General features: G+C 37.3%; 23 protein-coding genes. 9 read left to right on the top strand and 14 right to left on the bottom strand.

Annotated elements, in window-relative coordinates; genetic code table 11:
- Positions 1 to 540 precede the first annotated feature (540 nt).
- The 6 genes from menC to ACR65M_RS13655 all read right to left on the bottom strand — a co-directional run bounded on the left by menC (position 541) and on the right by ACR65M_RS13655 (position 8,835).
- A complete protein-coding gene (gene menC / locus ACR65M_RS13680) occupies positions 541 to 1,656 on the bottom strand; it encodes an o-succinylbenzoate synthase (protein ID WP_440273585.1) in 1,116 nt (371 codons plus the stop codon).
- A 22-nt stretch (positions 1,657 to 1,678) separates the two neighbouring features.
- A complete protein-coding gene (locus ACR65M_RS13675) occupies positions 1,679 to 2,485 on the bottom strand; it encodes a GNAT family N-acetyltransferase (protein WP_440273584.1) in 807 nt (268 codons plus the stop codon).
- Positions 2,486 to 2,630: 145 nt separating this feature from the next.
- A complete protein-coding gene (locus tag ACR65M_RS13670; protein WP_440273583.1) occupies positions 2,631 to 3,899 on the bottom strand; it encodes a TRAP transporter large permease in 1,269 nt (422 codons plus the stop codon).
- A complete protein-coding gene (locus ACR65M_RS13665) occupies positions 3,899 to 4,375 on the bottom strand; it encodes a TRAP transporter small permease (RefSeq protein ID WP_341332780.1) in 477 nt (158 codons plus the stop codon). Before ACR65M_RS13665 ends, ACR65M_RS13670 begins: the two co-directional genes overlap by 1 nt.
- A gap of 262 nt (positions 4,376 to 4,637) precedes the next feature.
- Positions 4,638 to 5,675, bottom strand: coding sequence for a TRAP transporter substrate-binding protein (locus tag ACR65M_RS13660; RefSeq protein WP_440273582.1), 1,038 nt, complete (start codon positions 5,673 to 5,675; stop codon positions 4,638 to 4,640).
- 943 nt (positions 5,676 to 6,618) lie between these two features.
- The gene (locus ACR65M_RS13655) at positions 6,619 to 8,835 is read right to left on the bottom strand and encodes an outer membrane protein assembly factor BamB family protein (protein ID WP_440273581.1); all 2,217 of its coding nucleotides are present in this window, start codon (positions 8,833 to 8,835) and stop codon (positions 6,619 to 6,621) included.
- 483 nt (positions 8,836 to 9,318) lie between these two features.
- On the opposite strand from ACR65M_RS13655, the gene ACR65M_RS13650 reads away from it, so the two are divergent.
- Positions 9,319 to 9,882, top strand: coding sequence for a tyrosine-type recombinase/integrase (locus ACR65M_RS13650; protein ID WP_341332777.1), 564 nt, complete (start codon positions 9,319 to 9,321; stop codon positions 9,880 to 9,882).
- Between the two features lie 42 nt (positions 9,883 to 9,924).
- Here the strand turns inward: ACR65M_RS13650 and ACR65M_RS13645 are convergent, their stop codons facing one another.
- The gene (locus ACR65M_RS13645; protein ID WP_440273580.1) at positions 9,925 to 10,617 is read right to left on the bottom strand and encodes a universal stress protein; all 693 of its coding nucleotides are present in this window, start codon (positions 10,615 to 10,617) and stop codon (positions 9,925 to 9,927) included.
- A gap of 344 nt (positions 10,618 to 10,961) precedes the next feature.
- Here ACR65M_RS13645 and ACR65M_RS13640 point away from each other — a divergent pair, with 344 nt between their 5' ends.
- The 7 genes from ACR65M_RS13640 (at position 10,962) to mnhG (ending at position 16,809) form a co-directional block, all read left to right on the top strand.
- Positions 10,962 to 13,376, top strand: coding sequence for a Na+/H+ antiporter subunit A (locus ACR65M_RS13640; protein WP_440273579.1), 2,415 nt, complete (start codon positions 10,962 to 10,964; stop codon positions 13,374 to 13,376).
- The gene (locus ACR65M_RS13635) at positions 13,360 to 13,785 is read left to right on the top strand and encodes a Na(+)/H(+) antiporter subunit B (protein WP_341332775.1); all 426 of its coding nucleotides are present in this window, start codon (positions 13,360 to 13,362) and stop codon (positions 13,783 to 13,785) included. The genes ACR65M_RS13640 and ACR65M_RS13635 overlap by 17 nt, the downstream gene beginning before the upstream one ends.
- Positions 13,785 to 14,123 (top strand): Na(+)/H(+) antiporter subunit C, encoded by a 339-nt coding sequence (locus tag ACR65M_RS13630; RefSeq protein ID WP_099364023.1) that lies wholly within the window; start codon positions 13,785 to 13,787, stop codon positions 14,121 to 14,123. Before ACR65M_RS13635 ends, ACR65M_RS13630 begins: the two co-directional genes overlap by 1 nt.
- A complete protein-coding gene (locus ACR65M_RS13625) occupies positions 14,116 to 15,606 on the top strand; it encodes a Na+/H+ antiporter subunit D (RefSeq protein WP_440273578.1) in 1,491 nt (496 codons plus the stop codon). The genes ACR65M_RS13630 and ACR65M_RS13625 overlap by 8 nt, the downstream gene beginning before the upstream one ends.
- Positions 15,607 to 15,693: 87 nt before the next feature.
- Positions 15,694 to 16,170 carry a Na+/H+ antiporter subunit E gene (locus tag ACR65M_RS13620; protein ID WP_440273577.1) on the top strand — a complete coding sequence of 159 codons (477 nt, stop codon included), beginning with the start codon at positions 15,694 to 15,696 and terminating at the stop codon, positions 16,168 to 16,170.
- Positions 16,170 to 16,457, top strand: coding sequence for a Na(+)/H(+) antiporter subunit F1 (locus ACR65M_RS13615; RefSeq protein WP_309100504.1), 288 nt, complete (start codon positions 16,170 to 16,172; stop codon positions 16,455 to 16,457). The genes ACR65M_RS13620 and ACR65M_RS13615 overlap by 1 nt, the downstream gene beginning before the upstream one ends.
- Entirely contained in the window at positions 16,432 to 16,809 is a 378-nt protein-coding gene (gene mnhG / locus ACR65M_RS13610; RefSeq protein WP_440273576.1) for a monovalent cation/H(+) antiporter subunit G, read from the top strand. Before ACR65M_RS13615 ends, mnhG begins: the two co-directional genes overlap by 26 nt.
- Before the next feature lie 37 nt (positions 16,810 to 16,846).
- Here the strand turns inward: mnhG and ACR65M_RS13605 are convergent, their stop codons facing one another.
- The 7 genes from ACR65M_RS13605 to ACR65M_RS13575 form a co-directional block, all read right to left on the bottom strand.
- Entirely contained in the window at positions 16,847 to 17,323 is a 477-nt protein-coding gene (locus tag ACR65M_RS13605) for a UCP033725 family protein (RefSeq protein WP_440273575.1), read from the bottom strand.
- Between the two features lie 49 nt (positions 17,324 to 17,372).
- Positions 17,373 to 17,621, bottom strand: coding sequence for a hypothetical protein (locus ACR65M_RS13600; RefSeq protein ID WP_440273574.1), 249 nt, complete (start codon positions 17,619 to 17,621; stop codon positions 17,373 to 17,375).
- Positions 17,622 to 17,726: 105 nt separating this feature from the next.
- Complete coding sequence (locus tag ACR65M_RS13595; RefSeq protein ID WP_440273573.1) at positions 17,727 to 18,335, bottom strand: hypothetical protein; 609 nt, start codon at positions 18,333 to 18,335, stop codon at positions 17,727 to 17,729.
- Positions 18,336 to 18,354: 19 nt separating this feature from the next.
- Positions 18,355 to 18,477, bottom strand: coding sequence for a hypothetical protein (locus ACR65M_RS13590; RefSeq protein ID WP_440273572.1), 123 nt, complete (start codon positions 18,475 to 18,477; stop codon positions 18,355 to 18,357).
- Positions 18,478 to 18,654: 177 nt separating this feature from the next.
- Positions 18,655 to 18,861, bottom strand: a complete 207-nt coding sequence (locus ACR65M_RS13585) for a hypothetical protein (RefSeq protein ID WP_341332767.1) — start codon at positions 18,859 to 18,861, stop codon at positions 18,655 to 18,657.
- A gap of 15 nt (positions 18,862 to 18,876) precedes the next feature.
- Positions 18,877 to 20,073 (bottom strand): hypothetical protein, encoded by a 1,197-nt coding sequence (locus ACR65M_RS13580; protein WP_341332766.1) that lies wholly within the window; start codon positions 20,071 to 20,073, stop codon positions 18,877 to 18,879.
- 23 nt (positions 20,074 to 20,096) lie between these two features.
- A complete protein-coding gene (locus ACR65M_RS13575) occupies positions 20,097 to 20,867 on the bottom strand; it encodes an enhanced serine sensitivity protein SseB C-terminal domain-containing protein (protein WP_440273571.1) in 771 nt (256 codons plus the stop codon).
- Positions 20,868 to 21,088: 221 nt separating this feature from the next.
- Here ACR65M_RS13575 and ACR65M_RS13570 point away from each other — a divergent pair, with 221 nt between their 5' ends.
- On the top strand, positions 21,089 to 21,625 hold the full coding sequence (locus ACR65M_RS13570) for a ribonuclease H-like YkuK family protein (RefSeq protein ID WP_341332765.1): 537 nt from the start codon (positions 21,089 to 21,091) through the stop codon (positions 21,623 to 21,625).
- The last annotated feature ends 930 nt before the right edge of the window (positions 21,626 to 22,555 follow it).

The raw sequence follows: 22,555 nt of genomic DNA, 5'->3' as shown, positions 1-22,555 counted from the left end.
TATGCTTTTATCACATTTTTACTTGAAAACAATACACAAGTGGATAATATTTACATTTATTGTCTCTTTTGAAATCATTTCTACCATTCTTTGGATTTTGCGAATGCATTTATACTGCCAATCTATTAAAAAGCATACGTAATTCTTGTTTACGTATGCTTTTATCACATTTTTACTTGAAAACAATACACAAGTGGATAATATTTACATTTATTGTCTCTTTTGAAATCAATTCTACCATTCTTTGGATTTTGCGTATGCTTTTATATAGTCAATCTATAAAAAAGCATACGTAATTCTATTTTACGAATGCTTTTATCATATTTTTTCTTAAAAAGGATACGCAAGTGGAGAATTTTTACATTTTATATCTTTTTTGAAATCAATTCTACCATTCTTTGGATTTTGCGAATGCTTTTATATAGTCAATCTATAAAAAAGCATACGTAATTCTATTTTACGAATGCTTTTAACTCTTATTTGCTTAAAAATGATACACATGTGTATAGTTTTTCCATTTATTATCTCTCTTGGACTATCTTATTCGTAATTATGAAATGTTTCACTATAGAGCATGAGATCCTCTATTTTTTCCATGTTAGGTTCGAAGCCAATTCCAAGCCCTGTAGGAACCTCAATATATCCATCTTTCATCGTAACTTCTGGAGTAATAATATCCTCTTTCCAGTAATGGGAAGAAGGGGCTGTATCACCTGGTAAAGTAAAGTTTGCTAGACTAGTAATGGCGATATTATGTGCTCTGCCTATCCCGGCCTCGAGCATTCCACCACACCACATCGGGATCTTGTTCTCTTCACAAAGCTTATGAATTTTTAAGGACTCTGTTATACCTCCTACACGACCAATTTTAAGATTGATGATTTTTCCACTGCCAATCTCAATTGCTTTTCGAACATCTTCAACTGTGTGAATGCACTCATCCAGACAGATTGGGGTATTTAACTCTTTTTGCAGTCTGGCGTGATCAATGAGATCGTCATAGCTTAAGGGCTGCTCGACCATCATTAAATTGAACTCGTCCAGTTGTTTGAGGTAAGGAATATCATGTATGGTATATGCACAGTTCGCATCCGCCATAAGCGGAATCTCCGGAAATTCCTTACGAATCGCTTTTAAAATATTCATATCCCAACCTGGCTTAATTTTCACCTTAATACGCTTGTAACCTTTTGTTACAAAGCCTTCGATTTTTTGAAGAAGCTCCTGTTCAGACTTTTGAATTCCGACACTTACTCCAACTTCTATTTTATCCTTAATGCCGCCGATCGCTTTAGTCAATGAGATGCCATTTTCCTTAGCATATAAATCCCAGATGGCACCATCAAGGGCCGCCTTTGCATTATAGTTTCCACGCAAATCCTTGAAAGCTTTTGACACATCATCTGGGTGTTTAAGCTCTGTTTTCATGAGCTTCGGAATTAAAATATCCTTAAGCATATGCCAATTTGTTTTAACTGTTTCTTCGTGGTAAATGGGAATTGCGTCGGAGACCGTTTCTGCCCAACCGGACAAACCGCTTTTTGACTTAACCTCAACTAAAATAAAGTCTTTATCCGTAATTGTTCCCACACTCGTTTTAAAAGGGTGGAGCAATCTCATTCTCATATATCGTAAAATAATACTCTTAATTTCCAAGCCAATTCTCCTCAAAAAAATATTATTTTTCCAAAAGGTACATATATTGATTTTTCTTCTCGGGGTCATTTACTAAATCTGTCACAACCCAACCGTGTTTTAAATAATGTGTAAACACTTCTTTTGTTTTTTCTCTCCATAATATGGCGGCATTGAAGTTTTTTCTTTTTATTTCTTGAAAATTGCCAGGTACCGGTACTAACAAAGCATCACTGTTTTCCTCTAAGTTTATATCTCCGGGAACTAGGGAGCCATCTTCAAATTCCACATGTATTAAGAGTGGTAACTTGCTTATTTCGTAGTTTTTACTTCCACGTTTTACTTTTTTTACGGCCCATTCAACAACGAAACGATCAGTGGAAAGACCGTCATTCATACCGTCCTTCATTTCCCCATATGCATTTTCGATATAAGCAGTACATGTTGCCCCTAATTTATGTAGGTTCAAATTACCATTCACTGTTTCCAGAGGATCATAGGTCCACGAAATTAAATCATACCCCATCTTCGTTGCCAACGCTCGTTGTTCATGCTTTAATTTTTCACCGATACCTAACTTGCGAAAATCAGGGTGAATTCCTAAACTATGAGAAACAAGGTAGGGCTTAATCCCATCAAAACCTGGGAAACTATATTGAAAACCAATCAGTTGCTCCTCGTAGAAAGCACCTAAAATAAACCCACCGTTCTTAATCGTTGCTGCAGTATGACTAATCGGAACCGTATCCTCCGGACTCCAAACGGTCGATTCTAATTCATGAACCTGATGTAATTCTTCGATTGATTTTATATTTTTAATAATCATGGAAGATAAAATAGCTTGTTGCATGGATTGCCTCCTGTCGTTGGGACTTGAATAAAAAAATCAATACTAATTATTATAAGTATTTTTGATTGTATCATCGAATTTTTAAGAACGGTAGATTGTAAAATAGAAAAAGAGCTTGCCTCCAGTTGGAAGCAAGCGTTCTTTATTATTTATCCAAGAAGAACAAACTCAATTCAGGTACGAAACTAATTATGATGATGTCGATAATTAAAATAAGTAAGAACGGGATAATCGCGCGAACTATTTTTTCTAGTCTTAAGTTTGCGATATTGGATGCTACGAATAGGTTAATACCAACTGGTGGTGTAATGAATCCAATTGCAAGGTTTACAACCATGATGATCCCGAAGTGAACTGGATCGATGCCAACAGCTGTTGTAACCGGAAGCAAGATTGGTGCCATGATGATAATCGCAGCAGATGTTTCCAAAAATGTACCTACAATTAATAGAATTAAGTTAATAATAATTAAAACGATAATTGGATTATCTGAAATTGCAAGTAGCGCATTTGTAATTGACAGTGGAATCTGTTCCCTTGTCAAAATAAATCCAAAAATCGATGCACACGAAATGATAAACATAATAACTGCAGATGTAACAGCTGATTGAATAAAAACTTCAGGAAGGTCCTTCCATTTAATTTCCTTGTAGATAAACAGACCAACTATTAATCCATAAACAACAGCGACAACGGAAGCCTCAGTAGGAGTAAACACTCCACCATAGATACCGCCAAGAATAATAACTGGCATCAATATCGCAAGAATGGCTCTGTTAAAGGATGTGAAGATTTCTTTAACTGAACTTTTTTCTTCTTTACCGTACCCGCGTTTTCTAGAAAAAAAGTACGCAACTAGAATTAAAGATATACCAACAAAGATACCAGGGATAATTCCTGCGATGAATAAATCACTGATTGATGCCCCAGCGATAACACCAAATAAAATCATTGGTACGCTTGGAGGAATCATAACACCGATTGTTCCACCTGCAGCTTGAATGGCAGTAGAGAAGCTCTTATCATAGCCTTTTTGAACCATTGCTGGAATCATGATAGCTCCAACTGCTGCTGTTGTTGCCGCACCAGATCCTGAAATAGCAGCGAAGAACATACATGTTACAACAGAAACCATCGCTAAGCCACCATGCATTCTTCCAACAATCGTCATTGCAAAATCTACGAGTCGTTTAGAAATCCCGCCAACCTCCATTAACTTACCTGCTAGGATGAAGAAGGGAACAGCCATCAATGTGAACGAGTCTGTTGATGTAAACATTTTTTGAACTATAACCATTAATGGAACATTATCTTGAATCATAAGCACAATCATAGAAGCGAGTCCCAGGGCAACTGCGATTGGTACATTAATGAAGAAAAGGACGATTAATATCCCAAATAATAACCAAGCCATTAGTTCTTCGCCTCCTTTTTCCATTCAGTAATTACGACATAAAGTAGATTGATAATAAAAAGAACACTTGATATCGGAATTACTGTATAGATATATCCCATCGGTATTTGAAGAACCGGAGACTTCTGAATCATGCTTCGGCCGATAAAGTCGAAACTGTGGACGATAATCTGCCAAAAGAAAAAGATAACAAGAATTGAAATAACTACATTTAGTATTTTTTTTACGGTTGGTCCGAAAGCGTCATAGAGAATTTCAACCCCAGGGTGTGCTTTTACACTCATTCCATAACCTGCTCCCAGGAACGTCGTCCACACGAGTAAGTAACGTCCTAATTCCTCTGTCCATGCCAAGGGCTGTTCAAGAACGAATCGGAAAAGCACTTGTAAAAAGACAACGACTACCAATAAAAAAAATAGGATGATTAGTATCCATTTAAAAAATCCGTTTATTAAATCTACTATCTTTTTAATCACCTTTATTTCCCCTTATTATCTAATTAAATGCGCATTAGCGGATTTTCGCCGAGATTTTTTAGGCCCACACGAGGTGGGTCACAAAGACGTTGCCACAGGAAGTGGCGTTCTAGTCTTTGATCTTACGCTATAAAAGCTTCCTTTGAAAATCGCTTGTCTCCGCCGTAGGCTTTTAACTTTATTCAGTCGGGGTTCAAACCCCGCCTGAATAAAGTTAAAAACTTGGATTGTGCTGAGCACTCACCAAGTTTTTTTATTTAGATTAATTTCCGTTTAAGATTGCTTCGATGTTTTCTTTACCAAAGTCTTTTTCGTACTTTTCATATACAGATTGAATTGCGTCACGGAAAGGTTGTACATCAACATCTTCGATAACTTCCATACCCGCATCTTTTACTACCTGTAAAGAATCAGTGTCAGCTTTTGTGCTAAGTTCACGAACTTTATCACCCGCGATTTTTGCTTCTTCCTTAAGAATATCTTGGTATTCAGCTGGAAGTGTATCAAAAACGGATTTACTGAACATGACAACTGCAGGTGAGTAAATATGACCTGTTAATGTCATGTATTTTTGGTTAGCATCATAAAGCTTGTACGTATCAGCAATGATTAATGGGTTTTCTTGTGCATCAACGACTCCTTGTTGAAGAGCAGTTAGTGCTTCGTTCCAAGCCATTGGTGTTGGTTGAGCGCCAAGAGCATTGAATGCATCTAAGTGAATTTGGTTTTCTTGTGTACGGATTTTTAATCCTTTTAAGTCTTCAGGCTTTGTGATTGGGTGTTTGCCGTTTGTGATATGACGGAAACCATTTTCAGCCCAAGCAAGACCCACAAGTCCTACATCTTCCATACCAGCTAATAGATCTTGACCAACTTGTCCATCAAGTACGCTGTATGCATGTTCTCTTGATTCAAATAAGAATGGTAAATCAACGATTCCGATTTGTGGATAGAAGTTTGCAATTGGGGCTGTTGATGAAATTGACATATCAGCAGTTCCAAGTGTAAGTGCTTCTGTTAGTTCTCTCTCTGCACCTAATTGGTTAAGTGGGAAAATTTCAATTGTAACTTTTCCATCAGTACGTTCTTTCACATTTTCAGCTAAATCAAGTAATGCAAGATGATAAGGATGTTCTTCTGTTTGAGAATGTCCTGCTTTAAATGTGTATGTTTTTCCTTCGTCTTTAGCGCCATCAGATGTTGATTCGCCTTCGTTACTGGATTCATTACTTCCACATGCTGCTAAAACTAAAGCAAACACGAGGAAGAGTACCATCCAGGAAAGTTTTCTTCCTTTCATGATAAAGCCCCCTATTTTCAGAAAATTTTATACGATATTGAACATTATAACATCTATTTTTCATTTTTCTACAATATTTCGTGTTTTTTGATAATTTTTTTAATGAAAGCGTTAAAGGACAATAGAGTTTCTGCATTTTATTACAAAATATGCATTCAAGAATTTCTATATTTTCATTAATAGCCAATGCTTTTACAACTTTTACAATGTGAAATTATGTGTAAATGTCTACCCGTAGATTAAGCTAAATATATAAATGGAGTTCACAAAATTATAGGACTAAATTACTGAATATAACGAAGTTTTAATTTTAGATATTATATTTGTATATCTTTCTTAATTAATTGATCGATAAAAAGAGTATGGCACTGTGAATTCCGCTGTTGATAAGTCACAATATATCTTAAGGATGTTTCAGTTATTTACGAATTAGTGATTATGCCCTTCATAGTGGTGATGAAGAGGAAACCGGTCTAATATTTTAGTGGTTTTGCCTTTCATAGTTGTAGTGAAGAGGATAACGATTAAATATTCTAATGGTTTTGCCCTTCATGGTGGCGATGAAGAGGAAACCAATCAAATATTTTAGGGATTATGCCCTTCATGATGGCGATGAAGAGGAAACCGGTCAAATATTTTAGTGGTTTTGCCTTTCATAGTTCTGGTGAAGAGGATAACGATTAAATATTTTAATGGTTTTGCCCTTCATGGTGGTGATGAAGAGGAAAGCGATTAAATATTTTGGTGATTATGCCCTTCATGGTGGCGATGAAGAGGAAACCGGTCAAATATTTTAGTGATTTACCCCTTCATAGGTGATGAGGAGGAATTTAAGCTTAAGTCCTTCATCGGGTCAATAAAAACCCCCGCGAATCGATACCAAACATTAGTTAACAGACACCAACAAAAAAAGGGAATCGTTATCAAACGATTCCCTTTTCTGTTATTTACCAAGACTTTGTAAATATTCAACTAATGCATCAATTTGATTATCATCCAAGCTGTCCTTAAATGGAGGCATTCCAGCGCTACCATTTTTAATTTGATTAATTAAAGCGTCCCTGTCTTGGAGCATTTCACTCTTCTGTAGGTTTGGTCCGTTGTGACCACCTTCACCGTTGTCACCGTGACATGCCAAGCAGTTGTTTTTGTAAATGTCTGCGCCTTCATGTGCAGTTGATCTATCACTTTCTTCTGCATCTTGTTTCTTATCGGTAGCGGCAGGATCATTTGCTGTTGGTGATATGTTGATTTTATCTTCAGGTATATCTTCTAGAGATGCATACGCACCTTCAAGTGAGAAGGTATAGATTTTATCTCCATGTGTTGTTCCTGCAAGTGAGTTACCTGCAGCAAAAATTGAAATATATTGCTTACCATCAATTTCATATGTGATAGGAGGTGCGTTTGCTCCGGCATCCATTTTAAACTCCCATAATTCGTTCCCGTTAGTTGCGTCGAATGCGATGATTCGGCCATCGTTATGACCTGTAAACAAGAGATCTCCTTTTGTTGTCAATAGACCGCTATAGGCAATTTGATCCCAATGTTTTTGCCATACAATTTTGTTTGTTTTAATATCCATGGCTGTTACCACACCACGGCCAGGGGCTCCATTAACAGGCTGCCATATACTACCAAGCCAAACTTCGCCTTCTTTATAATTATTCGCCTCATCACCTTCACGATGTGAGTATGAAAAATACGTATCATTTGCTAATAAATAGAACAGCTCAGTATTTGGGTTGTAAGCTGAAGGTGGCCAGTTTGCTCCACCTTGTGGTGACGGTTTTAATGTAACAAACTCATCCCAGAACGGTGTGAAGATCGTACCGATTTTTCCTTTCCAACCCTCAGGAAAATCTTTTTTAACATCTTCTTCTGTGACTCCCTGTGGAATAAAATTATCTCCAACCGGGAACGGCTGAGTCGCCGCTGTTTTTTGTCTTTCATCCTGTGGTACTGGTTTTTCTTCAATGCCGATCAGTGGTTCACCGTTAGTTCGGTCCAGTATGTAGAGCCAGCCAGTTTTTCCAGCTTGTGCAATACCTTTTCTCATCTTTCCTTTCATTTCTACATCAAATAAAACTACAGGGTTTGGCGCATCCATATCCCAAATATCATGGTGTACTTCTTGGAAATGCCATTTGTACTCACCCGATTTCGCATCTAATGCAAGAACGGAATCGGCAAATAAATTGTCACCTTCACGAGTGCTTCCATCAAGGTCAGCAGATGGATTACCAGTTGAGAGATAGAGAAGTCCTAACTCTGGGTCAATTGCTGGGGTTTGCCATACAGCTGCTCCGCCTCTTTTCCATGCATCAGTGTCTTGCGGCCAGGTATCATGTCCAACCTCACCTGGTCCAGGAACCGTATGGGTTTTCCAAACTTCTTTACCCTTATCAGCATCAAATGCAGCAACGAAACCGCGGATTCCATATTCACCTCCAGCAACCCCTGTGTATACCAATCCATCAAAATAAAGTGGGGCACTAGTGATGTTATATCCTTTTTCCCAATCCTCAACTTTCGTTTCCCAAACAAGTTCGCCTGTTTTTTGATCTAATGCAACTAGTCTTGCATCTAATAGCCCGACAAAGACTTTTCCATCGCCTAATCCAACACCACGACTTGTCCATCCACAGCAGACCGTATCTAAGTTCGCTGCTAATTCAGGGCGATATTCCCAAATTAATTCACCAGTTCTAGCATCAATTGCTTGAACATCATCAGCACCGGTAATGGTGAACATAACCCCGTCATAGACAATTGGAGTTGCTTCGCCTGAATATTTAAATTCATAACCTGAGCCGAGACTTGTAACCCATTCAGCTTTTAAGCCTTTTACAGTTGATTTGTTGATTTTGTCTAGCGGAGAGTACCTACCATTGAAGATATTTCCACCATGTGTAATCCAATCACCTGTTGGTGCCGCCGTCAAATCCTCAGCTGAAAATTTCGGGGCAACTTTTCCAGGATAATCCTTGTGTTGTACTGAAAAATGCTTATTCTTGTCTACTTTCTGCTTTTCTTTTTCTTGGTTTTCGACTCCTTGTTCAGCTTGTTCTTCTTTGCCGATATTATTTGAAATCATTACACCAGCTCCGATGGCAATTACAACAAGCAGGACAATAATAACCCATCCAAACCTTTTCATCCCGTAAAACTCCTTTCCATTGTGATAATAGTGAAAATTAATCAAATGCCGCTTAGCGTAATATCGCCAGATTCTTAGGCCCACACGAGGTGGGTCACAAAGACGTTGCCACAGGAAGTGGCGTTAGTAGTCTTTGATCTTATGGTCGAAAAAACACCTCCGAAAAATCATGACGTCCGCCTAGGGCTTTAACTTTATTCAGTCCAAATTCTCCTTCTGAATAGTTACTATTAGTGCACTCATCCCACTACGTATAAAGTGGTGGACTTTTCCTGAATAAAGTTAATAAGATTTTTTATAATTTGCCCTGCTCCAAATAAAATAATCCAATTTATTAGCTGAAAATTTGAGATTTTAGCAGTACATGTTGTTATTCAAAAAAAAGTGAGGGGCATTTCTCTAAAAAATTTGTAAGCATGATTCTTGTCATGTTACTTAATGTATGTTAGTTTTAAGTTATGTAACATTAGTAGGGGGATATCGATGGAATTTGTCGATCCAATTAAAGACGTAAATAAAATAAATGAAATTAAGGAAGTGCTTAAAAAGCAATCCCATCGGGACTTATTATTTTTTGTATTTGGGATCAACACAGGATTAAAGGTTAGTGATTTACTTTCATTACGTGTTGAAGACGTATGGGGTGAATCTGGAATGAAGGATTTCCTCTATATAAATGACATAACAAGTGGGGAAGTTAAAGCTTTCTATTTAAATAATATGATAAAAAATGAACTTACTGAGTATTTAAGCTCACAAGAATACGAAGGCAGTGATTTTTTATTTAAATCAAAAAAGGATAATCTACCAATTTCCAGACAGCAGGCATACCGGATTATTAATCATGCTGCTAAAGAGGTGGGAGTTTCTGGGAAGATCGGAACGCATACTCTTCGAAAAACATTTGGCTATCATGCATACCTAAAAGGAATTGCAATTTCAATATTAATGGATATCTACAACCATCATTCACCATCCGAAACGTTCAAATATATCGGAATCAATAACGAAGAGAAGCAATTAGTGAAAGTGGACGTAAACCTATAAATAATAAAGTACAAAAAAAAACTCCGCTTGATAGCGGAGTGGTCATAAAAAGTCATCATCGTCGTCTAAATTTGTATTCATTTCTACATTTGTAAAATCAGAAACGATATCCTCTTTCACTTGGACCTGTAATGTCTTCTGGTCTTTCATGAATTTAAATATTCCATTATTAAAGTCTGTACCGAATTCCTTAAAGAAGATACCTTCATAAAGGACATTTTTTGTATGTTTAAAGATGAGGCGGTAAACATTACCCTCTTGGACTAGATATGCACGAACACCTTTGTCAAAATGGCCTTCAGTGTTTTTAAGGTAACGGGCAACAGATATGATATGAAGGTCTACAAAAGGAATCTCTCTTAATAATGAATTTATAATTGAACCTTTTGCGATTTGTTCCCAACGACTTTGTGCAGTTTGGCCAAGAATTATTTGGGTAACATTTTTCTCCCTTGCAACATCTGCGATTACTTTTGAAATTGGTCTTTTTTCATTGTCCTTGATAATAAACGCATCCGCACTATGTTGGTCAGCTAACTCTTTCCATCTTTCAATATAGCTTACCTTTTCAGGGTCGAGATCATCGAAAGGCTTTGGATCAACAGTTAAGATATAAAGTGGACAATCTAGCATTTTTGCAATCTTGCAACCACGTTGGATGAGACGTTCACCATTTGGGCCATAATATACACAGACAAGGATACTCTCGTCCATTCGCTCTTTTATTAATTTCATTATTACTCACCTCGAAGTTGATGTGAAATCATTGGCCTAGCCAACTTCCGTTTCATAAATAACAAGCAAATAAGGAACTACTAAAGGATAAACCCTTAATTTAGCTGGGCTTACATTTATCACACCACCTATTAAAATTCACTTAGCTAATTAGATCCGATATTTGAGTAAATCGAGGCAACCGCTAAGCTATATTTCAGTAGGAATTTAATTAGCTACTGATTACAAAAGTATTAAAAAATGTTCTTTAATTTATAAACTATGTATGACTATATCGCATGCTACAAAATGAGTCAATCCATTCAGCCATTTTGTAAAAATCATCCACTAAGGAGGCGATTCCAATGTATTGGTTCCATTTTTTAATCATGCTGCCATTTATTTTCGCCGTGTTTGTTCCTATATTATATAAGAAGTTTTGTCCTCGCATTCATACGGGCTGGTTCGTGTTCCTGGTGCCACTTCTGATTTTTGTTTATCTTATTACATTTATTCCCGATATTGCAAATGGGAATACCATTATTACAAGCCTTCCTTGGATACCTTCCTATAATATTAATTTTACTACCTATATCGATGGATTAGGTTTAATGTTTGGATTATTAATTACGGGTATTGGTGCCTTGGTTATTTTATATTCCATTTTTTACTTATCAAAAGAACGTGAAGCACTCCATAACTTTTACGTGTATTTACTGATGTTCATGGGAGCCATGCTTGGCTTAGTATTTTCTGATAATATCTTTGTTCTTTATGTATTTTGGGAACTAACAAGTGTATCTTCTTTCCTATTAATTGCCTATTGGTATGAACGTGAGAAATCACGATACGGTGCGCAAAAATCTATGCTAATTACAATTTTTGGTGGATTAGCGATGCTTGCGGGACTTGTAATGATTTCAAGTAACTCCGGAACCTATAGCATTCGTGAAATGTTGATGAATACTGATGCGATAACATCGAGTGCTTTATTCGTACCAGCAATGGTATTAATTTTATTAGGTGCTTTTACGAAATCAGCTCAATTTCCTTTTAGTATTTGGCTCCCAGATGCAATGGAAGCTCCGACCCCTATTAGTGCCTATTTACATTCAGCCACAATGGTTAAAGCAGGTATTTATTTAGTTGCACGATTAACTCCTGTTTTTGGTGGCTCATCTGAATGGTTTTGGATTGTTACGGGAGTAGGTTTAATTACATTGCTGTACGGATCTGTTAATGCGGTACGACAGACAGATTTAAAAGCTCTATTGGCATACTCAACGATTAGCCAATTAGGCTTGATCATGAGTCTTCTTGGTCTAGGGTCAGCTGCGATGTATTTCGGTTTGGGGGATGAAACAGCTGTATACGGCACAGCCGTCTTTGCAGCACTGTTTCATTTGCTGAATCACTCGACATTTAAAGGGAGTCTCTTTATGGTAGTCGGGATTATTGACCATGAAACAGGGACTCGTGATATTCGAAGGTTGGGTGGTCTTATTCATCTTATGCCTATATCCTTTACGCTAATGGTGATAGGCGCCTTTTCAATGGCTGGACTGCCTCCATTTAATGGTTTCTTAAGTAAGGAAATGTTTTTTGCAGCGGTCAATAATGCAGCAAAAATGGACTTTTTTAACATGGGAACGATAGGAGTATTAATTCCTATCATTGCTTGGATCGCCAGTGTTTTTACATTTATCTACTGTATGATACTTGTATTTAAAACATTTAGAGGGAAATATAAGCTCGACAATGACCGAGTTGTTCATGAAGCGCCACTTGGAATGTTAATACCTCCGATAATTTTAGGGTCACTCGTGATTCTCGGTTTCTTTTTCCCGAATCTGATCTCACAGTATTTATTAAAACCGGCGTTAACGTCTGTATTGCCGATGCTTGCAGAGGCAGATGTGTTGAGGTTGAAAATAACGGCGTGGCATGGTTGGAATCAGGAACTTTGGATGACAATCGGGGTAGTTGTTCTCGGAACGATTCTCTATCTCAATATTAGAAAATGGTACCGGGTTTACAAGTTTTACCCACAGTCACTAACAATTAACCATATCTATAATCTTTCTTTAAATAAATTGGAACAGATTTATGGTTTGATTACAAACTTTTATATGACAGGTTTTATTCGTGATTATCTTGTTTATATCTTTGGTTTCATGATTATCGTTGTCGGGGGATCAATCTGGTTATTTGATGGGATTTCCTTTGATTCATCAAATGATAATCCGGCTACACTATTTGAAATCGCGATTATGATCGTTTCTGTAGTTTCAGCTGTCACCGTTCTATTTGCAAAATCAAGAATTTCTTCGATTGTTGCAGTGGGAGCACTAGGATATTTAGTGGCATTTTTCTTTGTCTTATTCCGTGCACCAGATCTGGCTTTGACTCAACTGGTTGTGGAAACCGTCACAACCGCTCTTTTCCTATTATGTTTTTATCACTTACCGCAATTGCGAAAAGAAATTAGTCGAATCCCGTTCAAGCTAACGAATGCGGTCATAGCTATTGGGTCAGGGGTAGTTGTAACAATAGTGGCATTATCTGTGAATGGAAATCGATTATTTGATTCGATTTCAAGCTACTATGAAAATGCCTATGAACTTGCAGGAGCCAAGAATATCGTCAATGCTATTCTTGTGGATTTTAGAGGTATTGATACAATGCTTGAGATTCTGGTGTTAAGCATTGCAGGATTAGGAGTTTATTCATTAATAAAGCTACGTTTAGTAAAGGAGGGTTCAGATGAAAGAGCCGAATGACGTCATTATAAGAAGTATCACTAAGATTGCGGTTATTATTATTTTTACATTTGCAATCAACTTGTTTATTTCTGGTCATCACCATCCAGGCGGTGGTTTCATAGGAGGCTTGACCTTTTCAGCCGGATTGGTCCTTCTGTTCCTAACCTTTGATATAGAAACGGTTCGCAAAAATTTGCCCCTCGATTTTAAAGTGGTTGCTGCGATCGGAGTATTAATTGCAGTTGGCACAGGGGTCGGAAGCTTGCTATTTAATGAGCCATTTTTAACCCAAACATTTGGATATATTGAGCTCCCTGTTTTCGGAGAAACAGAGCTTGCTTCAGCGGTTTTGTTTGATGTAGGTGTCGCCTTGGCGGTCATTGGAACATCACTCACAATTATTATGAGTATAGGTGATGATCGATAATGGAAACATTAATGTCTATTCTTGTCGGGATTTTATTTGCAATCGGGGTTTATCTTATCTTAACGAAAACTCTATTACGAATCATATTAGGAACATCTATAATCGGTCATAGTGTGAACCTACTCATTATTACAATGGGGGGCCTCGAAAAGGGTGGACCTCCGCTACTGGGAATAAAGGGATTATCCTATGTAGATTCATTACCACAGGCACTACTTTTAACAGCAATCGTCATCAACTTTGCGACCACTGCTTTATTTTTAGTGCTAAGTTACCGTGCGTATAAGGTTTTAGGCACGGACGATACGCAAGCATTGAGAGGTAAAAACGATGGGTAATTTAGTTATTTTTCCAATAATCATCCCTATTATTATTGGGATGATTATGGTTATTTTTCGAAAAAATATCATGCTGCAGAGGGCGCTTAGTATAGTTGCAGTAGTAAGTATATTTGCGGTTTCATTGGTACTGATGCAACAAATAAAAATAGATGGAATTCAGGTTCTCCAGTTAGGTGGATGGGAAGCGCCTTTTGGTGTAAGTATGGTTGCAGATATGTTGGCTGTTATTTTGGTTATGGTCACTAGCATTGTGGCATTGTGCTGTCTCATTTATGCCTTTTACACAATTGGGAGGGACCGAGAACTATTTTATTTTTATCCGCTCTTTTTATTTTTAATTACAGGTGTTAATGGTTCCTTTCTTACAGGGGATATTTTCAACTTATTCGTATGTTTTGAAGTCATGCTTGTTTCATCCTATGTCTTAATTTCCTTGGGTGGCACGAAAATACAGCTTAGGGAATCTATCAAATATATATTAGTGAACCTGATTTCCTCCTTCTTATTTTTAGTAGCTGTTGCCTATTTATATGCGATGACAGGTACATTAAATATGGCACATCTTTCAGTTCGCATTGCTGAGGTCGGTCAGGACGGTGTTATGACGACAGTCGCAATCCTATTTTTGATTGTGTTTAGTTTAAAGGCAGGACTGTTCCTTTTCTTTTGGTTACCGGGTTCATACAGTGCACCACCAACAGCGATTGCAGCAATCTTTGCAGCGCTGTTAACAAAGGTTGGAATTTATTCGATTATGAGAGTATTCACGCTTGTGTTTTACCATGAACCAGAAGTGACACATCTATTAATCGGTGTTTTAGCAGCTATTACGATGTTGCTTGGAGCCTTTGGGGCCGTGGCTTATTGGGATATTAAAAGGATTATAACGTACAATGTGGTCGTAGGAGTTGGCTTTATTTTAGCAGGGGTTGCATCGTTAACTGCTGAAGGGATAACCGGATCTATTTACTACTTAATCCACGATATGATTGTAAAGGCACTTATCTTTCTTTTAGGAGGAACTATCATTTATCTGACTGGGTCTAGTAATTTAAAAGAATTCAGTGGTTTAATGCGCCTACAACCAAAATTCGGGTGGATGTTTTTCGTTGCAGCTTTGTCACTCGGAGGATTACCACCCCTTAGTGGATTTTTAGGAAAAATATTTATTACAGAGGGGACCTTCGCAACGGGCTATTTCTGGCTTGGTGGAATTGGCTTACTTACAAGTTTAATGGTTCTTTACTCTGTGATGAAAATTTTTATGAATGGATTCTGGGGTTATACTGACGTACCAGAGGAAAGCGCAACTAAGTCTTTAAAAGGGTTATTATTACCGATGGGCATTCTTACCGGCTTGACAATTACGCTTGGATTAGGGACTCAATGGATTAGTGAGTATGTTGACCTTGCAGTTGAAGTGATTTTGAATCCAACAATCTATATTGAGGCGGTCTTGGGTAGTGCCTTTTTAGAGTAAGTTTTTTTGAACGTGAAGAGGTAACGTTTGGATAATATGTTATGAAAAATCCCGAGTTATTCTTTATATAAGAAAGGGGTGGTATCAATGCCCATGCAGGTTCTAATTAATTTGTTAATCGGTTTTATTTGGATGTTCCTTCAGGATAGTTGGTCCGTGTTAACCTTTTTTAGTGGTTATTTATTTGGTCTAATCGTGCTATTTATACTACGGAGGTATTTCCCTCATCAATTCTATATCGTGACCTTGGTTGCTATTTTACGATTATTTTTTATTTTCATCCAAGAATTATTTACATCCAGTGTGTTAGTTGTTAAGCAAGTTATGCGTCCAAAAATTAATATCACACCGGGCATTTTTACCTTAGAGACGGAACTAGAAGGGGACTTGGAGATAACCTTGCTTGCGATGTTATTAACGTTAACCCCTGGTTCGGTGGTTGTTGAAGTATCACATGATGAGAAAAAGTTTTATATACATGCTATGGATATCCCGGAATCAAGCGATGCTGTCATACGTTCAACGGAAAAATTTGAAGCGGCGATAAAGAGGGTGACGCGATAATGATCAGAATCATTTTAATAATTTCATTGTTTTTTTTAACATTCGCTATTTTTGCGACGATTTATCGATTAGTGAAAGGCCCCTCAGCCTCTGATAGAGTCCAAGCGCTTGATGTCTTAGGGATTAATATCATTTCGGGAGTAGCTATTTTTTCCGTGTTTTTAAGGAATACTGGTTTTTTTGAAGTGATTTTATTAATTGGGATCCTTTCCTTCATCGGAACGATTTCCTTCGCGAGATTCATTGAAAGAGGTGTTGTAATTGAGCGGCGTAAGCAATCCGATTGAGGTGTTAGAAGTCCTTGCAGTTTTATCGATATTAGTGGGAACTATCTTTAGTTTTTTAAGTGCAGTTGGTTTAATTAGATTACCTGATTTATATTCACGTGCTCATGCAGCTTCAAAAAGCTCAACGATGGGCGTTCTGTTTACTCTAGTAGGAACGTTTCTATTCTTTATCATGGAAGGTACTTTTAGTATTCGCTTATTTCTAGGAATCTTTTTCGTATTCCTTACAGCTCCAGTCGCGGCGCATGTAATTGTGCGCTCTGCTTATCGCTCTAAAGTTCCCCTTGCAGAACAAAGCGTGCAAGATGACTTGAAAGGCGTTATTGAGATTGAAGGGGAGAGGGAGCAGTGAAGGCTTCGAAATAAAAATGCCTAGCCTTTTTATAGGGTTAGGCATTTTTGGTTGTTCTTAAATATTCTTGAATTTTGTTACTGGGAATTGTTTTCCGAGATTCAGGCTGGTTCTCCCACTTTAAGATTGGCTTTTTTATTTCAACTAACGAATCAATGTCTTCAAGTTTTGCCTCTTTTTGGTAAACAAATTGTTCGTGTTTGATGAAACCGTAATTATTTACATCTTCATATTCCTTGCTAAATAATAGAATGTAATTATTTTCTAATGTAGAGGTATCAACCCCATAGGTTTCAAATTCCTTTCCTTTAAAAATTGCGTTAATCTTTAACTCATAAACTAGCTCAACATCATCAAAGGAAACCTCTTTTATAAAAATATCTTTGTGCTTGTTTCCTGCTAAATCAATAAGTTCTTGAAAGCCGTTATTTTTATATACACATTTTAAACGAAGTACTTGACCCCGAATATTCACTGGGTAGTTCTTATTCTGATAAATTGCATATACGCTCATAATTGTTTCCTCAGTATTATTTTAAAATTTAAAACCTAGGGGAATATCTCTATTTAGATAGATTATGAAACTTGTTCAATCCACGTACTCTTTTAATAAAATTTTCTAATGCTTGTTCCTCACTGTCGAAATCTTTTTCGGAAATAGCATTTGCGCGTTCGTCTGTTGTGGAAACCTTCCAGGTATTCCCCTGTTGACTGATTAACACTTCGTTCGGACTAATGTCATGATCATTAAACCAGTTAAAAAATTGTAGATTCTCGTCTTTAATTTTTTGCAGTGCCTGTTCTTTCGTCATATAATGACCACATCTCCTCTATATCAGGGCTCTTTTTCTAGTTTTAAAATATCTCTTCAACAATCATACCTCGACGAGATTAATATTGATCATGGTTATGTTGATTTATTTTATAAATAATTCGATATCTTCATCATCAAATTTTTCATTTAGAAGCCCTTGCAGGGTTAGTTTTTGCTCAAGTTCTTTAATTAAATACAAAGAATAAGTCAATCGATACATAACAAAAATACCTCGATTTACACTTAGTGGCATAGTGGTAAAGCTTTTTTTGTCGTTAACATCAATATAACTAATTAGCATGTTATTACTATTATCTATCTCACAGTGAATAGTCTGTGAACTTATTGTGTTGAAATGATAATATTTACTTGAAATCCCAAGTTTTTGGAAATAGGCAATTAGCTCATTTGTGTTTTTGAGATCATGAACTGGGTTATCAGAAGGGAAAATTTTATAAAAATAGAATTTCTTTAATAATTTAATTAAGAAATACTTTGTTGCTTTTGCTTCATCATTAAACATAACGATGTTTTCTTTCTTTGGATTAGGTTGTCTTTCAAAGTTAATTTCAGAATACTCATATTTACCATTGCTAAACTCGAGTTGAGCATAATTTTCGTAAGGTGACTTCACTTCCATCAAGATATGATTATCATGTTTAATTGCAATACCTACATATTTGCATATTTGTAATAGTTGATCTTTGTCCATTTATTTCATTCCCTTTTTCTTATTTAATATAACCATATTTGATTAAGTTTTCGACTGTCGCAGGAACTTTGTTACCGAAGTCATCTACAACCTCTATTTTTGAATAATATTGCGTACCTCCGCCAACCTCATCAACAACCAACGACCCTACCGCTCAAAAGTTCCCCTTGTATCATAAAGCGTGCAGGGCGATTTGAAAGGCGTGATTGAGATTGAAGGGGAGAGGGAGCAGTGAATGTTTTGAAATAATAAAAATGCCTAGCCCATTAAGGGTCTAGGCATTTTTGGTCTTTACCATAACCAATGAAGGTTTGCTAGATTACACATTAGAATTTCTTGCATTATTCTGGTGCTTAATAATTACCTGATAAGCATCATTCGCACTTTGTTGGGCTTTTTCAGCATCTTCTTTTGAGATTTCAATAGTTGTCATCTGAACAGCAATTTCACCTTGGTCAAATGTCAGGAAGTACTGACCATTATTTTCGTGAATATCAATGCCATAATCTGAGAATATTTTTTTCACTTTTTCCTCACTCCTTTAATCTAAAAATAAATCAGTTACTACTAATTTATCAAGTGGGACTTGATCGATGGTAGCCTCAGGTATTCCTCCGCCGGTATAGCCACCAGGAATCCACTGTTCATTCGCACCTAGTTCATTACCATCTGGCATTCTTAGTCCTGTTGGATGAGATATGTCGATTCGAACTGGCGTTTCGCCAAGTGTGCCTGGTTCTAAACTTAATAATTCCTCTAACTTTGTTACATTTCCATTGGATTGGGTGATTAGTTCGTCAGCAACCGACTTTGGCATCACGAACGTTCCTCCAGGTGGTCCTAATGGTCGTGTTGGTGCTGCCCAAGCGATTTTGGTAACACCATCATCAAATTTGGCTAAATGATTTACGATATACTCTTGTGGTAAATAGGTCGAAGGGTCAGGACGATTTCCTTTATTAGTCTGTAATATTTCATCTACAATTCTTGGTTCAATCGTAAATCCCACGTCAGTTGGGTCTATTGCATCAGGTTTATTACTAGAGCCTGAATTATCAACGATCCGAACCCCACCAACCTCATCAACAATATTTGCTCCTCTTGATAATTTTATTGCTTTATCAATACCTTTTGCACCTACAACTGCCAACGCAATTTCTCCAAAAGCGCGACCAAACCAATTTCCTCGACTTTCAGCATCACCGTTAACAACATCTTCGTTCCATGATGTTTTGATTGCATCCCATATCGCTTTTCCTGTTTCAACTGGGTGTTGAATAACATGAACTAATCCTTTAATCGTTTCTATTGGGTGTGTAATTGCATGCCAGATCCCTTCTACAGTGGATGCGACGGCATCCCATAGTCCTGTTGCAAATCCTTTAACAGACCTGCCGACAACTCCAAAGAAATCTCCAACCGAATCCCAAAACGACTTTGTAGGAGGCGCGGTTAAATGTTGTGAGTGAGAGTTTACTTGTTTATCAGCTTGTTCATACCGAGTCATGGTAGTATCCACGAAACTATACAGTTGATTGAGACGTTTTTCTATATCATGTATGGAAGTAGCTACATTATTTAGATTTAATGCAATGCCCTGCCTACTAGTGATTTGACTGTCAATCGCATGGCGTAGACTAGATACTCGACTCTGTGTATCTGTTAAATCGGAAGTGATTCCTTTTAACCGACTGTTTGAGGAGCGGACACTATTCACTTTTATGTCTATTTGAGCCATTTCGAAACCTCCTTTCGTGAATATTATCGAAACATGGATTTCAAATCATCTATTGATGTACGAGTATAAAAGGGGTTGGTCTGATCTATAATCGAATTTGTTAGTGGCAAATCTTCTGGTAGAATCACAATTTCAATTTGCTGATTAGAAAGTGTATCAACGGTTTTAAACACATCCAATACTAGTTTCTCGGAACTTTTCGCATCTTGATTGTCTACCGTTAATCCAATAAATGGAATCGGCTTACTTGCACTAGCGGGATTGTATATATGGGTAAAGTATGCGTTTTTGATTGAAGGAAAGCTTTTTAAATTGTCGGAAATAACACTTAGAACAGATTGAGGGATTCCTTCCATTTGGTTTGTTAAGAAATTCTGTTTTTCTTCAACACTTAACTCCTCAAAAAAGTAATGTAAAATTCTTCCGTCCCGTAGTGTTTCGAGTTCCTGTTGGATAATCTTTTTACTAACATCAAAACCAGGGTTAAGAACCCATGGGGTATCTGACTCAATTAGTTTTAGTAACATACGTGTGGAGATTTTTATATATTTATAGTTTCCCTTATAGATGGAGTTGAATTTCTCAATACTTGAATACACAGGGAGAACAAGCTCATTATTCATTTCTATATACTTTAAATTCAAAATAGGTTCTCCATTTGTGCTGGAGGAAACCGTGCCGATTGCAACCACCTCTAAATCCAGGAGGGCTTTATAAAAATAATAGCGCTTCTCAGGATTATTTATGGCTTCTGACAGAATGGAATCAAATGGATCAATTGTTTGTTTTTTCATTTTTTTCACATGCACGCTCCAATTTAGGATTATGGTAATATTATACAATCAAAAAGTGGGTGAAAGTAGGTAACAAAGTACTAGGAAAAATAGCATGATTTTTATTGTGGGGCTTCAATTTTTGTACCAAATCATCATTTAGCACACATTATTCTGTTTCCGGTCATAAAATGTATAAAAGCAGGTCAATAAAGAGACCGGGAAAGTTGTGATATGAATTTATGAAAAACAATTCAAACAATCACTTCTTATTTAAAAATCTCACGGAAAAACGGATGTCATTTGATCGAGTTTTTGAGCATATTACTGAGTTCATGCGCTCCCAACCTAGTGGGAAATTCAGGCTCATTATTGGGACAGATTCTCAAGTGCACCCAAGACAAACTACCTTTATAACAGGTGTTGTCATCCTTAATGAAGGAAAAGGTGTCTGGGCATGTATCCGAAAAGTGGTTGTTCCAAGGAGAATGGAACAATTGCATGAGCGCATTTCCTATGAATTATCATTATCGGAGGAAGTTGTTTCATTGTTTACCGAAGAGAAGAAAAATCAACTCATCGATATCGTGCTCCCTTATATATATGATGGTGCTTCATTCACAATGGAGGGGCACATTGACATCGGAGCAGGGAAGAGAAACAAAACACGTGAATTTGTGAAGGAAATGGTGACACGAATGGAAGCAATTGGTGTGGAACCGAAAATAAAACCAAATGCATTCGTGGCCTCATGCTACGCGAACCGTTATACCAAATAGAGTGTTAGAGTTGGATTGCCACTTAATTCTGGTAAAACGGAATCGGTGCCTGGCACCCAGTGAGTATCGTAATCTTGCAATCTCGCTGGGAATCAGGCACCGATTTTTTATGTAGATTTAGCAGAGTTGAGGTTAGAGGGGGGAGAGGGAAAAGGAATTTTGATTACGAGATGAATCCGCTTCATAGGGGATGAAGGGGAAAAGGAACCTTGATTTTGGTGTGAAACCTCTTCATAAGCGGGATGAAGAGGAAAAGTAATCTGAAATTAGCTGTGAATCCTCTTCATAAACGAGATGAAGGGGAAAAGGAACCTTGATTTTGGTGTGAATCCTCTTCATAAGCGGGATGAAGAGGAAAAGTAATCTGAAATTAGCTGTGAATCCTCTTCATAAGCGGGATGAAGGGGAAAAGGAACCTGAAATTAGCTGCGAATCCTCTTCATAGGCTGGATGAAGAGGAAAAGGAACCTTGTTTTTGGTGTGAATCCTCTTCATAGGCTGGATGAAGAGGAAAAGGAACCTGAAATTAGCTGTGAATCCTCTTCATAGGCTGGATGAAGAGGAAAAGTAATCTGAAATTAGCTGTGAATCCTCTTCATTAGCGGGATGAAGGGGAAAAGGAACCTTGTTTTTGGTGTGAATCCTCTTCATAGGCGAGATGAAGGGGAAAAGGAACCTTGATTTTGGTGTGAATCCTCTTCATAAGCGAGATGAAGGGAAAAAGGAACCTTGATTTTGGTGTGAATCCTCTTCATAAGCGTGATGAAGTCCCGAACGCATCGTTGTCCATTGCTCAAAGTCTTTCATAAGCTGGATGAAGTCCCGAACACCAGGACGTCCATCGCGCAAAGTCCTTCATAAGCGTGATGAAGTCCCGAACGCATCGTTGTCCATTGCTCAAAGTCTTTCATAAGCTGGATGAAGTCCCGA

This window comes from Ferdinandcohnia sp. SAFN-114 (assembly GCF_059415045.1).
Note: the sequence above shows the minus strand (reverse complement) of the source record. Positions and strands in the feature narration are given on the sequence as shown.